The sequence below is a fragment of the Rhodoferax sp. BAB1 genome, assembly GCF_013334205.1.
In the GTDB taxonomy this organism is placed as follows: domain Bacteria; phylum Pseudomonadota; class Gammaproteobacteria; order Burkholderiales; family Burkholderiaceae_C; genus Hylemonella.
This window is the reverse complement of the sequence record NZ_CP054424.1, coordinates 2272737-2289845: the sequence shown is the minus strand read 5'-3', so window position 1 is coordinate 2289845 and position 17109 is coordinate 2272737. Positions and strand designations below refer to the sequence as shown.

Here is a 17109-nt window from a genome sequence, read left to right as displayed (position 1 = left end):
GTTCAGCCTTTGACGCCGGTCAGCGTCACGCCTTCGATAAACCGCTTTTGGGCGGCGATGAACAGAAGCAGCAGCGGCGCCGTGATGAGGACGGTGCCGGCCATGAGCGGGCCGTAATTGATGCCGGCCTCCTCATTGCGGAAGAACATGGTGCCCAGCGGGGGGGTGGCCAGTTCGGGCGAGGAGATCACAAGCAGCGGCCAGAAATAGTCGTTCCAGTGCCAGACCACCGAGAAGATGGCGAAGGCAAAGAGGGCCGGCACCGCTGTGGGGAGCATCACACGCCAGACGAGCTCGAACTCGCTCATGCCGTCCAGACGCGCCGCGTGCACGAGGTCATCGGGGACGGTGCGGAAGAACTGACGCATCAGGAAGATGCCGAAGGCCGAGATCGAGAAGGGCACGATCAGCGCCGACAGCGTATTGAGCATTCCCGCGTGGTGCAGCATCACGTAGATGGGGATGGCCGTGGCCTGGTGCGGAATCATCAGGGCGAGCAAGACCAGGCGCCAGGCCCAGGTCTTGCCCCGGAATTCGAGCTTGGCAAAGGCGTAGGCCGCCGGCAGCAGTACCAGGATCTGCAGCACCAGGATGGCCGCGCAGACCACGACTCCGTTCCAGAGGTAGCGCAGCAAGGGCACGCGTGTCAGGGCCTCGGTGTAGTTTTCGACCATGGCCAGCCGCGTCGGCAGCAGGGTCAGTTCGCGGGTGAAGACCTCGTCCGCCGGCTTGAGCGAGGTCAGGACCATCCAGATGAACGGGGTCAGAAAGACCAGGGCGCCCGTCATCAGCAGCAGGTGGCGCGCAATGCGGAAAGGGAGTGAAGGCCGGTTCATCAGTAGTGGGTCTTTCGTTCCATGGTGGCGTGTTGCACCTGGGTGAGGAAGAAGATGCCGGCAATGAACACGATGGTCATGGCGCTGGCATAGCCCATGCGGAAGAAGCTGAAGCCTTCGGCGTAGATCGTGTGCAGCAGCACCTCGGTCGATTTGTTGGGGCCGCCGCGCGTCAGCACATGCACGGTGTCGAACACCTGCAGGGCACGGATGGCGCAGACCGTGACCACGAACAGCGTCGTCGGCCCCAGCAGCGGCCAGGTGATGCGGCGAAAGCGCTCCCACGGGTGTGCGATCCCGTCCAGGGCGCTGGCGTCGCGGATGTCCTGGGGGATGCTTTTGAGGCCCGCGAGGAACAGCACCAGAGCCAGGCCCGACATCTGCCAGATGCCGATGGCGGCCAGCGAATAAAGCGCCACGTGTCGGTCGTTCAGCCAGTCGCGTGGTGTCAGGCCGACTATCGTCAACACGTGGTTGACCATGCCGGCACTGGGATGCAGCAGAAACTGCCACACCACGGCCATGGCGATCAGTGTCGAGGCCACGGGCATGAAGAATGCCGTGCGATAGAAGCCGCGCAATTGGCTGTCGGACTCGATCAGCAAGGCGGCGCCCAGGCCTATGCTGACGGCGCCGCCGGTGACCAGGACCAGATAGAGAAAGGTGTTGCCCAGGGATTTGCGAAACACCGGATCGCTCCAGAGCTCCACGTAGTTCGCCAAGCCGATCCAGTTCAGGGTGGCGGCGCCGAACTGCCAGTCGGTGAGGGACATCACGGCCACGACGGCGACGGGCAGCAGCAGCAGCACGACCAGCAGCACGGTGGCTGGCGAGAGCAGCATCAAGGTATTCAGCGGATGGACGCGCATGTGTGGGGCCCGAGAGGTTTAGGCCGCGGCGTCCAGCAGCACGGCGTGGGGGCGGAAGGCCAGTCGCTGGCCGTCGGCACCGAAGACGTGAATCTGATCCAGCGGAATCCAGACGCGAAGCAGCTCGCCGATGCGAAGGTTCGGATGACTGTTGTGCAGGCAGAAGACGCAGCTTTGTTCCGACGTTGCCAGCTTGACGGTGGCGATCAACTCCGCCCCGGTGTACTCGACGGCGCTGACGCGGCCATGAATCTCCAGGCCGTCCACCAGAGCCTGCGTTCTTGTCTGCGGCCGGAATCCGACCCGGCAGGGTAGAGGCTCGCCATTGAGACCTTGCATCCCGTCAATGAGGCCAATTTGCCGGCCGAGCAACCAGACGCTGCCGTTGCCGCGGATTTCGCCCTGCAGCAGGTTGATGCGGGGCGCACCGACAAAACGGGCGACCTCGATATTCGCCGGCTGGTTGTAGATCTCGTCGGGCGTCCCCAGTTGGAGAATTCGCCCTTCACGCATGACGGCGACACGGTCCGACATGGACATGGCCTCATGCTGGTCGTGGGTCACGTAGATGAAAGTCACCCCGAGTTGATCGTGCAGCTGGCGAATCTCGGCGCGCAGGGTCTGCCGCAGGTTGGCGTCGAGGTTGGACAGCGGTTCGTCGAACAGGAACACGGCCGGGTGACGCACCATGGCGCGCGCCAGGGCCACGCGCTGGCGTTGACCGCCGGAGAGCTGGGCCGGCTTGCGATCCCACAGATCTGCAATGCCGAGGCTTTGCGCGACCTTGCGTGCGCTGATTTCTACCTCCGCGTGTTTGCGACGGATGGCGGGCGAAAGCCAGCGCAGGGTAGGCAGGCGCTGCCAGAAATTCAGGCCACGCATCAGCAGCGGTGTGCAGATGTTCTGTCCGACCGTCATGTGCGGGTAGAGCGCGTAGGACTGGAACACCATGGCGCAGTCGCGCTGGCTGGGCGAGAGTTGCAGCAAGTCGCGCTCACCCAGGTGGATCGTCCCCGCATCGGGCTGGTCCAGGCCGGCGATCAGCCGCAGCAGGGTGGACTTGCCGCAGCCCGACGAGCCGAGCAAGGTGAGGAATTCGCCGTCTCGTACGTCCAGGTCCAGGCCCTTGAGGACCTGGGTGGCGCCGAACTGCTTGACCAGTCCTTTGATCTGGATATCAGGCATGGCATGCCTCCTTGTCGGTGGGCAGTCGCTTGAGTACCCATTGAGTCAGTTGGTCGTAGCCGTCGAAGCCAGCCACCTGCGGCAGCAGATCGTCCGGGTGGCTGGCATAACCGCCGAGGTGGGCGGCAAAACGGACCTGGGCTGCTTGCGCGCAGCGCGCATCGATGGCGGAGTCCCCGATGAACAGCACCTGTGATGGCGGCAACCCCATCAGTTCAAGCACCCGCAGCAGCGGGTCGGCTGCAGGCTTGGCCAGGGGGGCGTCGCCGATACCGACGATGACTTCGAAGTCAACGGGAAAGGCCGCGGCGGCAAGCAGCGCATCCGTCGAGGCCCGATCGCGGTTGGTGCAGATGGCAAGTCGCAGGCCCTGGGTCGCAAACGCCTCCAGCGCGGCGGCGGCACCGGGGAACGGCCTGGTGGTCGCGAGCCCGCGTTGCATGTACAAGGCCAGGTAGTCCTCTTCCAACCGGGCGGCGGTCCCGTCGGGAATCGTCTCGGTCTGGAGTGCGAGCGCCTGGCGGAACATCGGGACCAGCCCTTCGCTCAAGGCCGGTCGCAACAGTGGCATTGCGATGGCGCGCAGGCCGGCGTGCTCCAGCACCTCATTGGCAGCGGCCGCCAGGGAAGGGAGGGTGTCGAACAGAGTGCCATCGACATCGAATACCATGGCGCGAAAATGATCGTTTATGTTCATATTCGCCGATGCTACGAACATCTTGTGTCATTCTGATGACTTGTATTGATCCTATAGTTCCCTGAATCAGGATAGATTCAGGAAACCCATCCAGGCATGAACACGCCCAACGCCCATGCTCAAAGCCGCACGCCATAAGGAAATCGTTGCCCTGGTCCAGGGGGGCGGCGCTGTCGAGGTCACCGTTCTGGCCGAGAGGTTCCAGACCTCACCGATCACCATCCGCCGGGACCTGATCGAGTTGCAGGAGCGCGGACTGCTGGCGCGCACGCGCGGCGGTGCGATCTCCGGCGAGATGATTGCCGAGGGCTGGGCGCGCTACGAAAGCATCAGTTACGCCGAGCGCGAGCGCGAACACGTCCGCGAAAAGCGCGCCATCGCGGAACTTGCGGCGCAGCAGGTCTCCGATGGCGACTGCATCCTGGTCAACGGGGGCACCACCTCGCGCCATCTGGCCGAGGCCTTGCGTGGCCACCAGAATCTGCATGTCGTCACCAATGGACTGACCGTGGCCATGGAATTCGCCCGCAGCCAGAACGCCGCGGTGTATCTCTTGCCGGGTACGGTGGATTTCAAGAAGATGGCGTCGGTGAGCCGGCCAGCACCAGGCGCTTTCGACGATATCTCCGTCAGGGTGGCCTTCCTCGGTGTGCATGGAATCTCCCCGACCGGTGGCATAGGGATGTTGTCCCCGGACGAGGCGGCGATGAATCGGTGCTTCGTTGATGCAGCGCAGTCGGTCACCGTGATGGTGGACTCGTCAAAATTCAGCTCACAGGCGATCTTCCGCATTTGCGAGTTGAAGCGGGTCACGCGTGTTATCACGGACTCGGGTGTCAGCGACAGCGATCGCAGCCAGGTGAGTGCTCTTGGTGTCGAGGTGCTGGTGGCCTCGCCTGACGACGCGGCAGGGTGAACCCGCGCCGCAACAAGCTCAAGCAGCGCGAGACGATCTCGGCCATGCAGGCCCGGGCCGGCGGTCGTTGCGGTGCCGGATCCTCTGTTCGGTGTGTCGATCTGGGCTAGCATGCAGTTTCCGCGAAACTGGCAGCATGAAAGAGGACCCCCGCATGGAGATCAACCGCCCCGAGGTACTGGCCGAAGTGAGGGCTGCTTTTGCGCGCTACGAGGACGCGCTGGTCAACAACAAGGTGGAGGTGCTGGACGAGCTGTTCTGGGACAGCCCGCACACGCTGCGTTACGGCGCCACCGAGAACCTGTACGGTTACGACGAGATCCGGGCCTTCCGCGCGGGGCGGCCCTCGGTGGGCCTGATGCGCGAACTCACGCGCACGGTGATCACCACCTACGGCAGCGACTACGCCACGGCCAACTGCGAGTTCCGTCGCAGCGGCAGCGAGGCCATTGGCCGCCAGAGCCAGACCTGGCTGCGCACGCCCGCGGGCTGGCGCGTGGTGGCCGCGCATGTGAGCCTGCTGGCCGCGCCGCGCTGAGGCCGCCGGCTCAGGGCTGGGGTTCGCGTTTGCCGGGCAGCAGCGCGTGCGCGCGCAGTTGGTCCAGCGTGACGTAGTCCAGCGCGCGCAAGTGCGTGCATTCCAGCACCACGGACGGGGCCACACCGGCCTCTAGCGCCGCTTTCCAGCGCAGCGCGCACAGGCACCAGCGGTCGCCGGCTTTCAGGCCGGGGAATCGGTACTCAGGGTGCGGGGTGACGAGGTCGTTGCCGCTGGCCACGGAGAAGTCGAGGAAGGCCTGCGTCAGACGCGCGCAGATCACGTGCGAGCCCAGGTCGTGCGCGTCGGTCTTGCAACAGCCGTCGCGGTGGAAACCGGTGAGCGGGTCGTAGGAGCAGGGCATGAGCTCGGTGCCCAGGACGTTCAGGGTGGTCATGGCCTGAGCTTATGGCAAAACGCCCCGTTTGGCACGGGGCCGCTTACCACCCTCTCAGTCCAGCGTGCCGACCTCGCCGCGGCGGATGGCGTCGGCACGCGCCTGCACGGCCAGGCGCTCGGCCGCGTCCAGCCGGGCCAGGTTCCTGACCTGCAGCGCGGTGCGCGGGTTGCTCGCCAGCAGGGCTTCGTGGCGCAGCAGGAAATCCCAGTACAGCGTGGTGATGGGGCAGGCGCGTTCGCCGGTGCGCTGGGCCGGGTCGTAACGGCAGCCTTTGCACAGGGGGCTCATGCGTTCGATGTATTTGCCGCTGGCGATATAGGGTTTGCTGGCCATCAGGCCGCCGTCGGCGTACTGGCTCATGCCCAGGGTGTTGGGCAGCTCCACCCATTCCACCGCGTCCACGTAGACGCCGAGGTACCAGGCGTGCACCTGCCGGGGTTCCACGCCATAGAGCAGGGCGAACAGGCCGGTCACCATGAGGCGCTGGATGTGGTGCGCGTAGCCGTGCTGCAGCGTCTGGCTGATGGCGTCGGCCAGGCAGGCCAGATCGGTGCGGCCAGTCCAGTACCAGGCGGGCAGGTCTTCATGGGCGTCGAGCGCATTGCCTTCGAGGTACTGCGGCATCTGCGTCCAGTAGATGCCGCGCACGTACTCGCGCCAGCCCAGGATCTGGCGGATGAAACCCTCGGCGCTGGACAGCGGCACCTGGCCGGTGCGGTACGCGGCCTCGGCCCGGGCCACCACCTCGCGCGGATGGAGGAGCTTGAGGTTGAGGGCGGCGGAGAGGTGGGCGTGGTAGAGCCAGGGCTGACCCGGCCAGATCGCGTCCTGCCAGTGGCCGAAATCGGCCAGGCGCTGCGTGATGAAGTCATCGAGCGCCTGCAGGGCCTGCGCGCGCGTGACCGGCCAGGCAAAGCTCTCCAGCTCGCCCGGGTGCGTGGCAAAACGCTGCTGCACCAGGGCCATGACCTCGCGCGTGATCGCGTCGGGTTCGAAGCGGCTGCGCGGCGGCACGAAACCCGGGCCCTGGGGGCCGAAAGCCTGGCGGTTGTCGGCGTCGAAATTCCACTGGCCGCCGGCGGGCTGCTCGCCCTCCATCAGCACCTGGTGTTTCTTGCGCTGCTCGCGGTAGAAGTACTCCATGCGCAGGCTCTTGCGGCCGCGGGCATGGGCGGCGAAGTCGCGCACCGTGGTGTAGAAATGCCGGTCGTCGCGGATCTCCAGGGGCAGGCCGGCGGCAGCGGCCGTGGCTTGCAGGGCCTTGAGCACGCGCCAGTCGCCCGGCGCCGTCATGATGAGTTGCTGCGGCTGCAAGGTGGCCAGGTCGTGCGCCAGCTGGGGCGCCAGGCTGCCTCGGTTGCCGGTCTCGTCCAGCCGCACGTAGTGCAACGGCCGGCTCATCTGTGCCAGGGCCTGTGCGAAATGGCGCATGGCGCTGAGGAAAAGCACGGTGCGGGGCTTGCCGGAGGGGATGTGGGTGGATTCCTCGGCCACCTCGGCCATCCAGACGCGGTCCTGCGCCGGATCGAAGCCGTCGAAGGCGGTCGCCTGCAGATCGAGCTGGTCGCCCAGCACCAGCACGAGCGAGCGCAGCGTGCTCATGCGGCAGGCCGGGCGCGGCGGCAGGCTTCGGAGCAGTACTTGACCTGCTCCCAATTTTTTTCCCATTTCTTGCGCCAGCTCATGTGGCGGCCGCAGACGCTGCAGGGTTTGCCGGGCAGGGACTGCTTGTTGCCTTTGTAGTCTTGGGACGGGGTCATGGCCTGCGGGGGATGCGGTGTGCAGCGCCGAATGTAGCGTTTGCCCGGTTTTCCCGCTCCCGCCGCCGGCATGACCCTTGCCACCGCCGGTTGGCCCCCCGGCCCCCGGATGAGGCAGGAATACCGGCTTTCAGGACTTATTCCCGCGGAGCCGGGGAGCCCCTGACCCCAACTCGATTAACATCCTCCAACACTTCAGGACAGCATCCAGGGGCACAGCCGTCAGGCTGGCGCGGGACGCTGCCGACCGGCATCTTTCATGGGTACAGCTGACGACAAGAACGAGAACACGCAACTTCGTGCCCGATTGCGCGAGGTTGAACTGCGTTTGCAGGAGCGTGAGCGGGACTGGGAGCTGCTGGAGCGTCAGCGGCGCCATAGCGAGAAACTTTTCAGCGCTGCTTTTGACGAAAGCCCGGAGGCCATCGGCCTGTCGCGCCTGGCCGATGGCCTGATCGTCGACGTCAACCAGGAGTGGCTGGCCGTCACCGGCTACACCCGCGAGGAGGTGATCGGCCATACCGTGGTGGAGATCGGGCACTGGCCCGACCAGGCCAGCCGCGAAGCGGCCGTGGCCGCCTTGCGTGTCAGCGGCCGCCTGCGGGACTACGAGGCCATCGTCCATCTCAAGGACCGGGGCAAACGCCTGGTGCGCCTCAACGGCACGCTGATGGACGTGGATGGCGAGAAGCACATCCTGATGTACATCAAGGACATCACCACCGAGCGTATGGCCGAGGAGTCGCTGCGCGCCGGTGAGCTGGCGCTGGCGCAGGCCAATGAAAAACTCAGCGCCCAGCTCGACCTGTACAACCTGACCGAGGAACTGGCCCGGGTCGGTCACTGGAGCACCAGCGACGGCGGTGCGACCATCCATTTTTCCGGCGGACTGCAGAACATCGATTTCGACAAGATCGGTCCCGTGCGCACGCGTGGCCAGGCCCGCGGCCGCATTCACCCCGACGACCTTCCGGTCTTCCTGGCGGCACGCAGCAGCATGGACGGGCGCATCGTCGAGTACCGGTCCATCCATCCTGACGGCAGCATCTACTGGCGGCGCAGCCGCATGCGGCGCCATCAGAACAGTGACGGCAGCATCACGGATTTCGGCGTGGTGATGGACGTGACGGCCGAGATGCAGGCCGCCCACATCCTGCAGGAGAAGCTCGAGTTCATCGAAAAGCTCACCAGCCGGGTGCCCGACGTGCTGTTCCAGTACCAGCACCGGGAGGGCGGCCAGGTGAGCTTCCCTTTCATCAGCGAGAGCGTACGCCGCATGTTCCATGTCTCGCCGGAAGAGGTGAGGAACGATGCAAGAAAGCTGTTCAGCATGATCGAGCCGCAGGACATACCGGCGCTGTTCGACTCCATGCGCGCGGCTTTCCACGACGGCGCTTCCTGGCAGCACGAGTTCCGCATCCGGCATCCGGAGGGGGGGGCACGCTGGGTGCGCGGCAATTCCGTCACGGTGCGCGAGCCCAGCGGCGAGCTGGCGTCCTATGGCGCCGTGCGCGACATCACCGAGAGCAAGCTGGCCGAAGCCCGGCTGCAGGAGAGCGAAGCGCGCTTCCGCAGCCTGACCGACCTCTCCTCCGACTGGTACTGGGAGATCGACGAGAACTTCCGCTTCACGAATTTCGTGGGCTACCGCGACGGCAAGTCCATCATGACCCGGGACGAGAGCCTGGGCAAGACACGCTGGGAGCTGGGCGCGCTGAACCTGGGCGCGGACGACTGGGACGCCCACCGCCGTGTGCTGGAATCGCACCAGTCCTTCCGCGACCTGGAGCTGCAGCGGCTCGACGCTGACGGGCAGCCCTACTGGGTGGCCGTCAGCGGCACGCCGATCTTCGATGGCCAGGGGCAGTTCCGCGGTTACCGCGGCATCGGGCGCGACATCAGCAAGCGCAAGCGCGCCGAGGACGAAACCCAGCGCCTGGCTTTCTACGACACCCTGACCGGCCTGCCCAACCGGCGCCTGCTGATGGACCGGCTCTCGCACGCCCAGGTCACCAGCGCGCGCAGCAAACGCTACGGTGCCCTGCTGTTCATCGACCTGGACAACTTCAAGGACCTCAACGACACGCTGGGCCACGATGTGGGCGACCTGCTGCTGGAGCAGGTCGCCTTGCGACTGGTCTCCTGCCTGCGCGAGGGCGACACGGCGGCACGTTTCGGCGGCGACGAGTTCGTGGTGATGCTGGAAGACCTGAGCGAGAGCGATGCCGATGCCGCCGGCCAGGCCGAGCTGGTGGCCGAGAAGATACTGGCCCGCCTCAACGCCCCCTACGAACTGGTGGGCCGCCAGCACAACAGTTCGCCCAGCATCGGCATCACGCTGTTTTCCGGCGCCTCGCTGGGCGTGGACGAGCTGCTCAAGCGTGCCGACGTGGCCATGTACCAGGCCAAGGCGGCCGGGCGCAACACCCTGCGTTTCTTCGACCCGCAGATGCAGGCCACGGTGCTGGCGCGCGCCGCGCTCGATGCCGACCTGCGCCAGGGCCTGCAGCGCGAGGAACTGCTGCTGCATTACCAGCCGGTGGTCGATGGCTACAACAAGATCGTCGGCTACGAGGCGCTGCTGCGCTGGCGCCATCCCGGGCGCGGTATGGTGATGCCGGGCGAGTTCATCACCCTGGCCGAGCAGTCCGGCCTGATCCTGCTGATCGGCCAGTGGGTGCTGCGCTCGGCCTGCCGCCAGCTGGTGGCCTGGGCAGATCAGCCCGCCACCCGCAAGCTCAGCCTGGCGGTCAACGTCAGCGCGCGCCAGTTCCGCCAGGCCGATTTCGTGAGCCAGGTCCAGGCCGTGCTGGACGAGACCGGTGTCGACCCGCAGTACCTGAAGCTGGAGCTGACCGAGAGTGTGCTGATCAGCGACGTGGAAGACGCCATCCGCAAGATGGGCGCCTTGCGCGAACGCGGTGTGCGTTTCGCGCTGGACGATTTCGGCACGGGTTACTCATCGCTGAGTTACCTCAAGCGCCTGCCGCTGGACCAGCTCAAGATCGACCAGTCCTTTGTGCGTGACGTGCTGACCGATCCCAACGATGCGGCCATCGTGCGCACCATCCTGGCCCTGGCCCAGAGCATGGACCTGCAGGCCGTGGCCGAGGGCGTGGAGACCGAGGGGCAGCGCCAGTTCCTGCTGGACAGCGGCTGCGCCGTGTTCCAGGGGTACCTCTTTGGTCGCCCAGGGCCGTTAGGCCACACCGTCATACCGGCATAAGGCCGGCGTTCAACTGCTGATTACTCGAAAGCGCCCTGGTCGCGCTCGTCGCCGTTGCCGTTCCCGTTACCCGAGGACAGGCTGAGCTTGTCGGCGTTCTGGCGCGCTTCGGCTTTCTCGCCGGCACCGGCGAACTTGCTGTACTTGTGCAGCAGGGGCACCAGCTGGCCGTAGATGCGCGGGGCGCCGGCCAGGCATTCCTTCTGTTCCAGGAAGTCCGATTCACCGGTGAAGTTGCCCACCAGGCCACCGGCCTCGGTGACCAAGAGCGAGCCGGCGGCCACGTCCCAGGGGCTCAGGCCGGTCTCGAAGAAACCATCGGTGAAACCGGCGGCCACATAGGCCAGGTCCAGCGCGGCCGCGCCCGGGCGGCGCAGGCCGGCGGTGCGCTGCATCACGTCGCTCATCATGGCCAGGTAGGCCGGGAAGTTGTCGCCCTGGCGGAAGGGGAAACCGGTGGAGATCAGGCACTGCGAGAGCTGGGTGCGCTTGCTCACGCGGATGCGGCGCTCGTTCATGTAGGCGCCGCGGCCCTTGGTGGCGGTGAAGAGGTCGTTGCGCGAGGGGTCGTAGATGACGGCCTGCTCGACCTTGCCTTTGACGGCCAGCGCGATGCTGACGCAATAGACCGGGAAGCCGTGGATGAAGTTGGTGGTGCCGTCCAGCGGGTCGATGATCCAGACGTGGTCCGAATCCTGGGCGCCGCGCGTGCGGCCGGTCTCCTCACCCCAGATGGCGTGGCCCGGGTAGGCGGTGAGCAGCGTTTCGATGATGGTCTCTTCGCTGGCGTGGTCCACCTCGGTCACAAAGTCGTTCACCTGCTTCTGCGAGACGCGCACGGCCTCGACGTCGAGCGCAGCGCGGTTGATGATGGCGCCGGCGGCGCGGGCGGCCTTGATGGCCACGTTGAGCATGGGGTGCAGATTGGGGGACGACATAAATTGTGGAGGCGTTGGGGGCGCGGACTATGGCACGGGCCCTGGAAGCTGAAGAGCAGAAAGCCGGTTCGGCGATGCGGGCGGCGACAATAGGGCCAGATTTTACCCGCAGCGCCCCATTTCCATGCAAACCACCCCTTTTCGTACCCGTTTCGTGCTGATCCAGACCAGCCACGCCGGCAATGTGGGCGCCGCCGCGCGTGCCATCAAGGTCATGGGTTTCGACGAACTGGTGCTGGTGGCGCCGCGCTGGGCCAATGTGCTGCGGCGCGAGGAGACCATCCAGCGCGCCAGCGGGGCGCTGGACGTGCTGGAGAACGCCCGCATCGTCGAGACCCTGGACGAGGCGCTGGACGGCATGACCCACCTGTGCGCCACCGCCATGACCCCGCGCGACTTCGGCCCGCCCACGCGCGCGCCGCGCGAGCATTTCACCCAGCTGGTGCAGACCGCCACGCCGCAGGTGGGTGCGCAGGGTGTGGCTTTCCTCTTCGGCTCCGAGCGCTTCGGCATGCGCAACGAGGACGTCTACCGCTGCCACGTGGCCCTGAGCATTCCGACCAACCCGAAGTTCGGCTCGCTGAATCTGGCTTCGGCCCTGCAGGTGATTGCCTATGAATGGCGGCTGGCCCTGGGTGGCTTTCCCGTGCAGGAGGCTACGGCGCCCATGGTGCGCGCCGACGCGCCCCAGGTGGCCGGTTTGCTGACGCACCTGGAACAGGCCCTGGTGGCCGTGGGTTTCCTCGACCCCGAGGCGCCCAAGAAACTGATGCCGCGCCTCAACAGCCTGTTCAACCGCGCGGACCTCACGCAGGAGGAAATCCATATCCTCAGAGGTGTTGCCAAGGCCATGCTGGAGACGGCAGACAAGGCCAAGCGCTAGACTAGCCATATGTTTGCCCGCCTCCGCTCCGACATCCAGTGCATCCTCGACCGCGACCCGGCCGCCCGCAGCGCCTGGGAGGTGCTGACCTGCTACCCCGGCCTGCACGCCATCGTGATGCACCGTTGGGGCCACTGGTGCTGGACCCACGGCCTCAAGTGGCTGGGGCGTTTCATCTCGCACATCGCTCGCTGGTTCACGGGCATCGAGATCCACCCGGGCGCGAAGATCGGCCAGCGTGTGTTCATCGACCACGGCATGGGCGTGGTGATCGGCGAGACCGCCGAGGTGGGCGACGGTTGCACCATCTACCACGGCGTCACGCTGGGCGGCACCTCGCTCTACAAGGGCACCAAGCGCCACCCCACGCTGGGCAAGGATGTGGTGGTGAGCGCCGGCGCCAAGGTGCTGGGCGGTTTCGAGGTCGGTGACGGTGCCAAGATCGGCAGCAACGCGGTGGTGATCAAGCCGGTGCCGGCGGGCGCCACGGCCGTGGGCATCCCGGCGCGCATCATCCCGTCCAAAGACGGTGCCAGCGCCGACGTGACGGGCACGGAGAAGAAGTTCACGGCCTACGGCATCACGCTGGACGACGATCCGCTGAGCCAGGCCATGAAGGGCCTGATCGACAACGCGGGCTCGCAGGAGCACCAGATCGCCCTGCTGTGGCAGGCCATCGAAAAACTCTCCTCGGGCAGGCCGGCGTCCGACTGCGTGCCCGGCGATGCCGCACGTACCGAGCACTTCGAGAAAGACAAGCTCAACCAGCTCGTCGGCAAGTAAGCCGCTGCTTCAGGTTTTTCCGGTCACGCGTGCGCCCAGCACGTTGACGGCCAGCCCGCCCATCACCAGTGCGGCGGCCATCAGCTTCCAGGCCTGCAGGGGTTCACCCAGCAGCAGGGCCGAGCTGCCCATGCCGAAGATGGGGATCAGCAGGGCCATGGGCGTGATGGTGGCGGCCGGGTGCCGCGCCAGCAGCCAGCCCCAGGCGCCAAAACCGAACAGGGTGTTGCCCACCGCCTGCCACACGATGGCCGCCCAGGCCGCCAGGCTGGCGCGCGGCAGCGCATCGGTGATGGCGGCCGGCCCTTCGAACCAGAGGCTCAGGATGAGCAGCGGCGGCACGGCGAAGACGCTGCTCCAGACCATGAACCCCAGCATGTCTACCTTGCCGATGCTGCGCGCGAGCACATTGCCGCAGGCCCAGCACAGGGCGCCGCCCAGGGCCAGGGTCAGGCCCAGGGGTGTGACGTCGGTGTGGGTCTGGTGGAAGCTCTGCCAGGCGATCAATGCAAAACCCAGGGTGGCCAGCGCCAGGCCGCCGAACTGCACACGCGGCATGCGCTCGTGCTGCAGCCAGGCCACCAGCAGCAGGGTCATGAAGACCTGCGACTGCATCAGCAGCGAAGCCAGGCCCGGCGACACATCGTTGCGCATGGCCAGGAAGAGCAGGCCGAACATGAAGCCGATGAAGACCCCGTAGCTCACCAGGTAGCGCCAGGCCACGGCCGGGCGCTTGATGAAGAGCAGCCAGGGCAGGGCGCTGAGCACAAAACGCAGGGTCGCCAGCAGCAGGGGCGGCAGCTCGGTCAGCCCGAACTTGATGACGACGAAGTTGGTGCCCCAGACCGCGACCACGGCCAGCGCCAGCAGGATGTGCGACAGGGGCACGGCTCAGGGCCTGCTCAGGCCTTGGGCGGGCGGATGGCCGACTTGGGCCGGAAGGCCTTGCAGACCGCGTCGTTCGTTTCCATGTAGGGCCCGCCGATCAGATCCACGCAGTAGGGCACGGCGGCAAAGATGCCGGCCACGATGGATTTGCCCTCAGCGTCCTTCAGGCCTTCCAGCGTTTCCTGGATGGACTTCGGTTGCCCGGGCAGGTTGATGATCAGGCTCTTGTCCCGGATCACGGCCACCTGGCGCGAGAGGATGGCGGTGGGCACGAATTTCAGGCTGATCTGGCGCATCTGCTCGCCAAAACCAGGCATCTCCTTGTGCGCCACGGCCAGCGTGGCCTCGGGTGTGACGTCGCGCAGCGCGGGGCCGGTGCCGCCGGTGGTGAGCACCAGGGAACAGCCAGCATCCACCAGCTCGATCAGCGTGGCGCTGATGCGCGCCTGCTCGTCGGGGATCAGGCGCGGCTCGAAAGTGATGGGGTTCTTCAGCGCGCGCGTCAGCCAGTCCTGCAAGGCGGGCAGGCCCTTGTCTTCGTAGACGCCGGTGGAGGCGCGGTCGCTGATGGAGACGATGCCGATCTTGATGGCATCGAATTTGGCCCCCACGCTTGCCACTGCGTGTGTTGCGCTGCCCCCCGAGGGGGTGTTCGCGCCTTGGGACGGCCCGGCTGCGCTCAGGGGATCACTCATCGTCTTCTCCGGCTTCGGCTTCGGCGTCGACCGAGGCCAGCAGTTCACGCACCAGCTGGAAGACCTCGCGGTAGGCGCGGCCCTGGCGCGGGGCCAGGCCTTGTGACACGGCGGCCTTGTCCGCGGGGATGGCGTCCTTGCGGGCCTGGCGCACCAGGGCGCGCAGCTGCTGGGTGTCGGTCTGCGGGAAATCCTTGATCCAGGCGGCCACGGCCTCGTCGTCGGCGATCAGGCGGTCGCGCCATTGTTCTGCCGTGTGCAGCAGGGCGGTTTCGCGGGCCGAGGGCATGTGCTGCTCGACCAGGGCGGCGCGCGCGGCGTCCAGCACGGCGGGGTCGAGCTGGCGCATGAGCTTGCCGACGAACTGCATCTGGCGGCGCTTGCCCTCGAAGTTGGTGATGCGCTTGGCCTCGGCCAGGGCTTCGATCAACTTGTCCGGCAGGTTGAGCTTGTCCCGCAGGTCGGCGCGCAGGTTCAGCAGGGATTCGCCGAGTTTCTGCAGCTCGGTGCTCTCGCGCTTGAGGTCGGTGCGGCTGACGTCGGTGTCGCCCCGGAGCTCACGCTTGAGCTCCAGGTCGAGTTCGCTGCCTTCGGCGACGAACTGGCCTTTGACGTAATAGCCTTTTTTGGGTTTGCGGGACATGTATTCTGGAAAAGCTGTGTGACGCCGTAGGGCGATGCACGGCCAAGTATCATAGCTGCGCCATGAACAAACCCGATCCCCGTGCCGAAAGCGGCTTCAGCTACAGCCGTGACTATTTCGCAGAACTCGTGGACGCCGCGCTGGCGCACGCCAAAAAGCTCGGCGCCACCGACGCCGGTGCCGAGGCCTCCGAGGGCTGCGGCCTGAGCGTTTCGGTGCGCAAGGGCGAACTGGAGAACGTGGAGCGCAACCGCGACAAGTCCCTGGGTGTCACTGTCTACCTGGGCCAGCGCCGCGGCAATGCCAGCACCTCCGACTTCTCGCGCGCCGCCATCGAGCAGACCGTGCAGGCGGCCTACGACATCGCGCGCTTCACCGCCGAAGACCCGGTGGCCGGCCTGCCCGACGCCGAAGACATCGCCTCGCATGCCGACACGCAGCGCGAGCTGGACCTGTTCCACCCCTGGGCCATCGACAGCGCCCAGGCCGCCGAACTGGCGCGCACCACCGAGGCCGCGGCCTTTGCCACCGACAAGCGCATCACCAACAGCGAGGGGGCGGCGGTGTCGGCCCAGCAGTCGCATTTCTTCAGCGCGCACACGCGCGGTTTCCGCGGGGGTTACCCCAGCTCGCGCCACTCCATCTCGGTCTCGCCGATTGCCGGCAAGGGTGCCGGCATGCAGCGCGACTACTGGTACAGCTCTCACCGCCACCCGGAAGACCTGGCCCTGCCCGAGGCCATCGGCCGTTACGCTGCCGAGCGCGCGCTCAGCCGCCTGAAGGCGCGCAAGATCAGCACCCGCGAAGTGCCGGTGCTGTTCGAGTCGCCGCTGGCCGCAGGCCTGCTGGGCGCGCTGGTGCAGGCCCTGAGCGGCGGGGCGCTGTACCGCAAAAGCTCCTTCCTGCTGGACTCGCTGGGCCAGCAGGTGCTGCCGGCGCACATCGACCTGCTGGAAGACCCCTTCCTGCTGCGCGGCAAGGGCAGCTCGCCCTTCGACGAGGAAGGCGTGCGGGTCCAGCCGCGTTCGGTCATCAACGCCGGCCGCGTGCAGGGCTACTTCCTGAGCAGCTATTCGGCGCGCAAGCTGGGCATGAAAACCACGGGCAACGCCGGCGGTTCGCACAACCTGATCCTGAGCTCGCGCCTCACCAAGGCGGGTGACGACCTGGACGCCATGCTGAAAAAGCTGGGCACCGGCCTCTTCGTCACCGAACTGATGGGCCAGGGCGTGAACTACGTGACCGGCGACTACTCGCGTGGCGCCAGCGGTTTCTGGGTCGAGAAGGGCCGCATCGCCTACCCGGTGGAGGAGATCACCATCGCCGGCAACATGAAGGACATGCTCATGGGCATCACGGCCGTGGGGGCCGACGCCTACAACTACGGCGCGAAGACCGTGGGCTCCATCCTGGTCAACCGCATGAAGGTGGCGGGCAGCTGAGGCCATGGGCACCCAGGGGCCGTTGAAGTGGTCGCGCCTGTTTCAGCCGCGCCATCCGCTGTTCTGGATGATCATGGCGCTCAATGGGCTGTCGGCCATGCTCTCCTGGATCGTCCAGAGCAAACCTCTCAACACCCTGGGGCTGGGACTGGTGCTGCTCTTCCTGCTCGGCAATGCCCTGGTCAGCATGTGGCTGGGCTGGCGGCTCTTGCGCGAGGAGCCGCACCCCCGGGACGAGCGGCCAGCCGGTGGCTCGCCACCCGGAACCTGAGCTGGCTCAGCCGGCCAGAGCGCGGCCTTCACGGCGGCGCAGACCTGGCCCATCCCGGCCTTGCCGGCAAGTTGTAACGACAGCGCCTTCCAGGGCGTCTTCCGGGTGACAGTGCAGGTGCTGCACGCTAATATGCGGC

General features: G+C 66.5%; 18 protein-coding genes. 7 read left to right on the top strand and 11 right to left on the bottom strand.

The genetic code is table 11. The features are described 5' to 3' along the window. Positions 1-2: 2 nt before the first annotated feature. Genes HTY51_RS11020 through HTY51_RS11005 form a run of 4 tightly spaced genes read right to left on the bottom strand, consistent with a single transcriptional unit; the run spans position 3 to position 3587 of the window. Complete coding sequence (locus HTY51_RS11020; RefSeq protein ID WP_254606860.1) at positions 3-836, bottom strand: carbohydrate ABC transporter permease; 834 nt, start codon at positions 834-836, stop codon at positions 3-5. Further along, positions 836-1705: a carbohydrate ABC transporter permease gene (locus HTY51_RS11015; RefSeq protein ID WP_174252787.1), complete on the bottom strand. Its 870-nt coding sequence runs from the start codon at positions 1703-1705 to the stop codon at positions 836-838. The genes HTY51_RS11020 and HTY51_RS11015 overlap by 1 nt, the downstream gene beginning before the upstream one ends. An 18-nt stretch (positions 1706-1723) precedes the next feature. After that, positions 1724-2890, bottom strand: coding sequence for an ABC transporter ATP-binding protein (locus tag HTY51_RS11010; RefSeq protein WP_174252786.1), 1167 nt, complete (start codon positions 2888-2890; stop codon positions 1724-1726). Beyond that, on the bottom strand, positions 2883-3587 hold the full coding sequence (locus HTY51_RS11005) for an HAD family hydrolase (protein ID WP_174252785.1): 705 nt from the start codon (positions 3585-3587) through the stop codon (positions 2883-2885). The genes HTY51_RS11010 and HTY51_RS11005 overlap by 8 nt, the downstream gene beginning before the upstream one ends. Positions 3588-3702: 115 nt before the next feature. On the opposite strand from HTY51_RS11005, the gene HTY51_RS11000 reads away from it, so the two are divergent. Together HTY51_RS11000 and hpxZ are read left to right on the top strand one after the other, a co-directional pair. Continuing rightward, on the top strand, positions 3703-4503 hold the full coding sequence (locus tag HTY51_RS11000) for a DeoR/GlpR family DNA-binding transcription regulator (protein ID WP_174252784.1): 801 nt from the start codon (positions 3703-3705) through the stop codon (positions 4501-4503). Positions 4504-4657: 154 nt separating this feature from the next. Continuing rightward, a complete protein-coding gene (gene hpxZ / locus HTY51_RS10995) occupies positions 4658-5041 on the top strand; it encodes an oxalurate catabolism protein HpxZ (protein WP_174254245.1) in 384 nt (127 codons plus the stop codon). A gap of 10 nt (positions 5042-5051) precedes the next feature. On the opposite strand, the gene HTY51_RS10990 is transcribed toward hpxZ, so the two are convergent. The 3 genes from HTY51_RS10990 to HTY51_RS10980 are packed head-to-tail and all read right to left on the bottom strand — an operon-like array spanning position 5052 to position 7201. Then, positions 5052-5438 (bottom strand): DUF2237 family protein, encoded by a 387-nt coding sequence (locus HTY51_RS10990; RefSeq protein ID WP_174252783.1) that lies wholly within the window; start codon positions 5436-5438, stop codon positions 5052-5054. 54 nt (positions 5439-5492) lie between these two features. Then, positions 5493-7043 carry a cryptochrome/photolyase family protein gene (locus tag HTY51_RS10985; protein WP_174252782.1) on the bottom strand — a complete coding sequence of 517 codons (1551 nt, stop codon included), beginning with the start codon at positions 7041-7043 and terminating at the stop codon, positions 5493-5495. Further along, positions 7040-7201 carry a DUF2256 domain-containing protein gene (locus HTY51_RS10980; protein ID WP_174252781.1) on the bottom strand — a complete coding sequence of 54 codons (162 nt, stop codon included), beginning with the start codon at positions 7199-7201 and terminating at the stop codon, positions 7040-7042. The genes HTY51_RS10985 and HTY51_RS10980 overlap by 4 nt, the downstream gene beginning before the upstream one ends. Before the next feature lie 259 nt (positions 7202-7460). Between HTY51_RS10980 and HTY51_RS10975 the strand changes: the two genes are divergently transcribed. Continuing rightward, complete coding sequence (locus tag HTY51_RS10975) at positions 7461-10427, top strand: EAL domain-containing protein (RefSeq protein WP_174252780.1); 2967 nt, start codon at positions 7461-7463, stop codon at positions 10425-10427. Positions 10428-10447: 20 nt separating this feature from the next. On the opposite strand, the gene HTY51_RS10970 is transcribed toward HTY51_RS10975, so the two are convergent. After that, entirely contained in the window at positions 10448-11365 is a 918-nt protein-coding gene (locus HTY51_RS10970; RefSeq protein WP_174252779.1) for an inositol monophosphatase family protein, read from the bottom strand. 124 nt (positions 11366-11489) lie between these two features. On the opposite strand from HTY51_RS10970, the gene HTY51_RS10965 reads away from it, so the two are divergent. Beyond that, positions 11490-12248: an RNA methyltransferase gene (locus HTY51_RS10965; RefSeq protein WP_174252778.1), complete on the top strand. Its 759-nt coding sequence runs from the start codon at positions 11490-11492 to the stop codon at positions 12246-12248. Positions 12249-12257: 9 nt separating this feature from the next. Beyond that, entirely contained in the window at positions 12258-13031 is a 774-nt protein-coding gene (cysE, locus tag HTY51_RS10960; protein WP_174252777.1) for a serine O-acetyltransferase, read from the top strand. Positions 13032-13040: 9 nt separating this feature from the next. Here the strand turns inward: cysE and HTY51_RS10955 are convergent, their stop codons facing one another. From HTY51_RS10955 to yjgA, 3 genes are read right to left on the bottom strand one after another with little or no spacing between them, the layout of a single operon-like run. Next, positions 13041-13919, bottom strand: coding sequence for an EamA family transporter (locus tag HTY51_RS10955; RefSeq protein WP_174252776.1), 879 nt, complete (start codon positions 13917-13919; stop codon positions 13041-13043). Positions 13920-13933: 14 nt separating this feature from the next. Beyond that, positions 13934-14614 carry a molybdopterin adenylyltransferase gene (gene mog, locus HTY51_RS10950; RefSeq protein WP_254606859.1) on the bottom strand — a complete coding sequence of 227 codons (681 nt, stop codon included), beginning with the start codon at positions 14612-14614 and terminating at the stop codon, positions 13934-13936. After that, positions 14607-15257, bottom strand: coding sequence for a ribosome biogenesis factor YjgA (gene yjgA / locus HTY51_RS10945; RefSeq protein WP_174252775.1), 651 nt, complete (start codon positions 15255-15257; stop codon positions 14607-14609). The genes mog and yjgA overlap by 8 nt, the downstream gene beginning before the upstream one ends. Before the next feature lie 62 nt (positions 15258-15319). Between yjgA and pmbA the strand changes: the two genes are divergently transcribed. Together pmbA and HTY51_RS10935 are read left to right on the top strand one after the other, a co-directional pair. After that, positions 15320-16699, top strand: coding sequence for a metalloprotease PmbA (pmbA, locus tag HTY51_RS10940; RefSeq protein WP_174252774.1), 1380 nt, complete (start codon positions 15320-15322; stop codon positions 16697-16699). A gap of 4 nt (positions 16700-16703) precedes the next feature. Beyond that, positions 16704-16970 carry a hypothetical protein gene (locus HTY51_RS10935; RefSeq protein ID WP_254606858.1) on the top strand — a complete coding sequence of 89 codons (267 nt, stop codon included), beginning with the start codon at positions 16704-16706 and terminating at the stop codon, positions 16968-16970. Positions 16971-17109 lie beyond the last annotated feature (139 nt).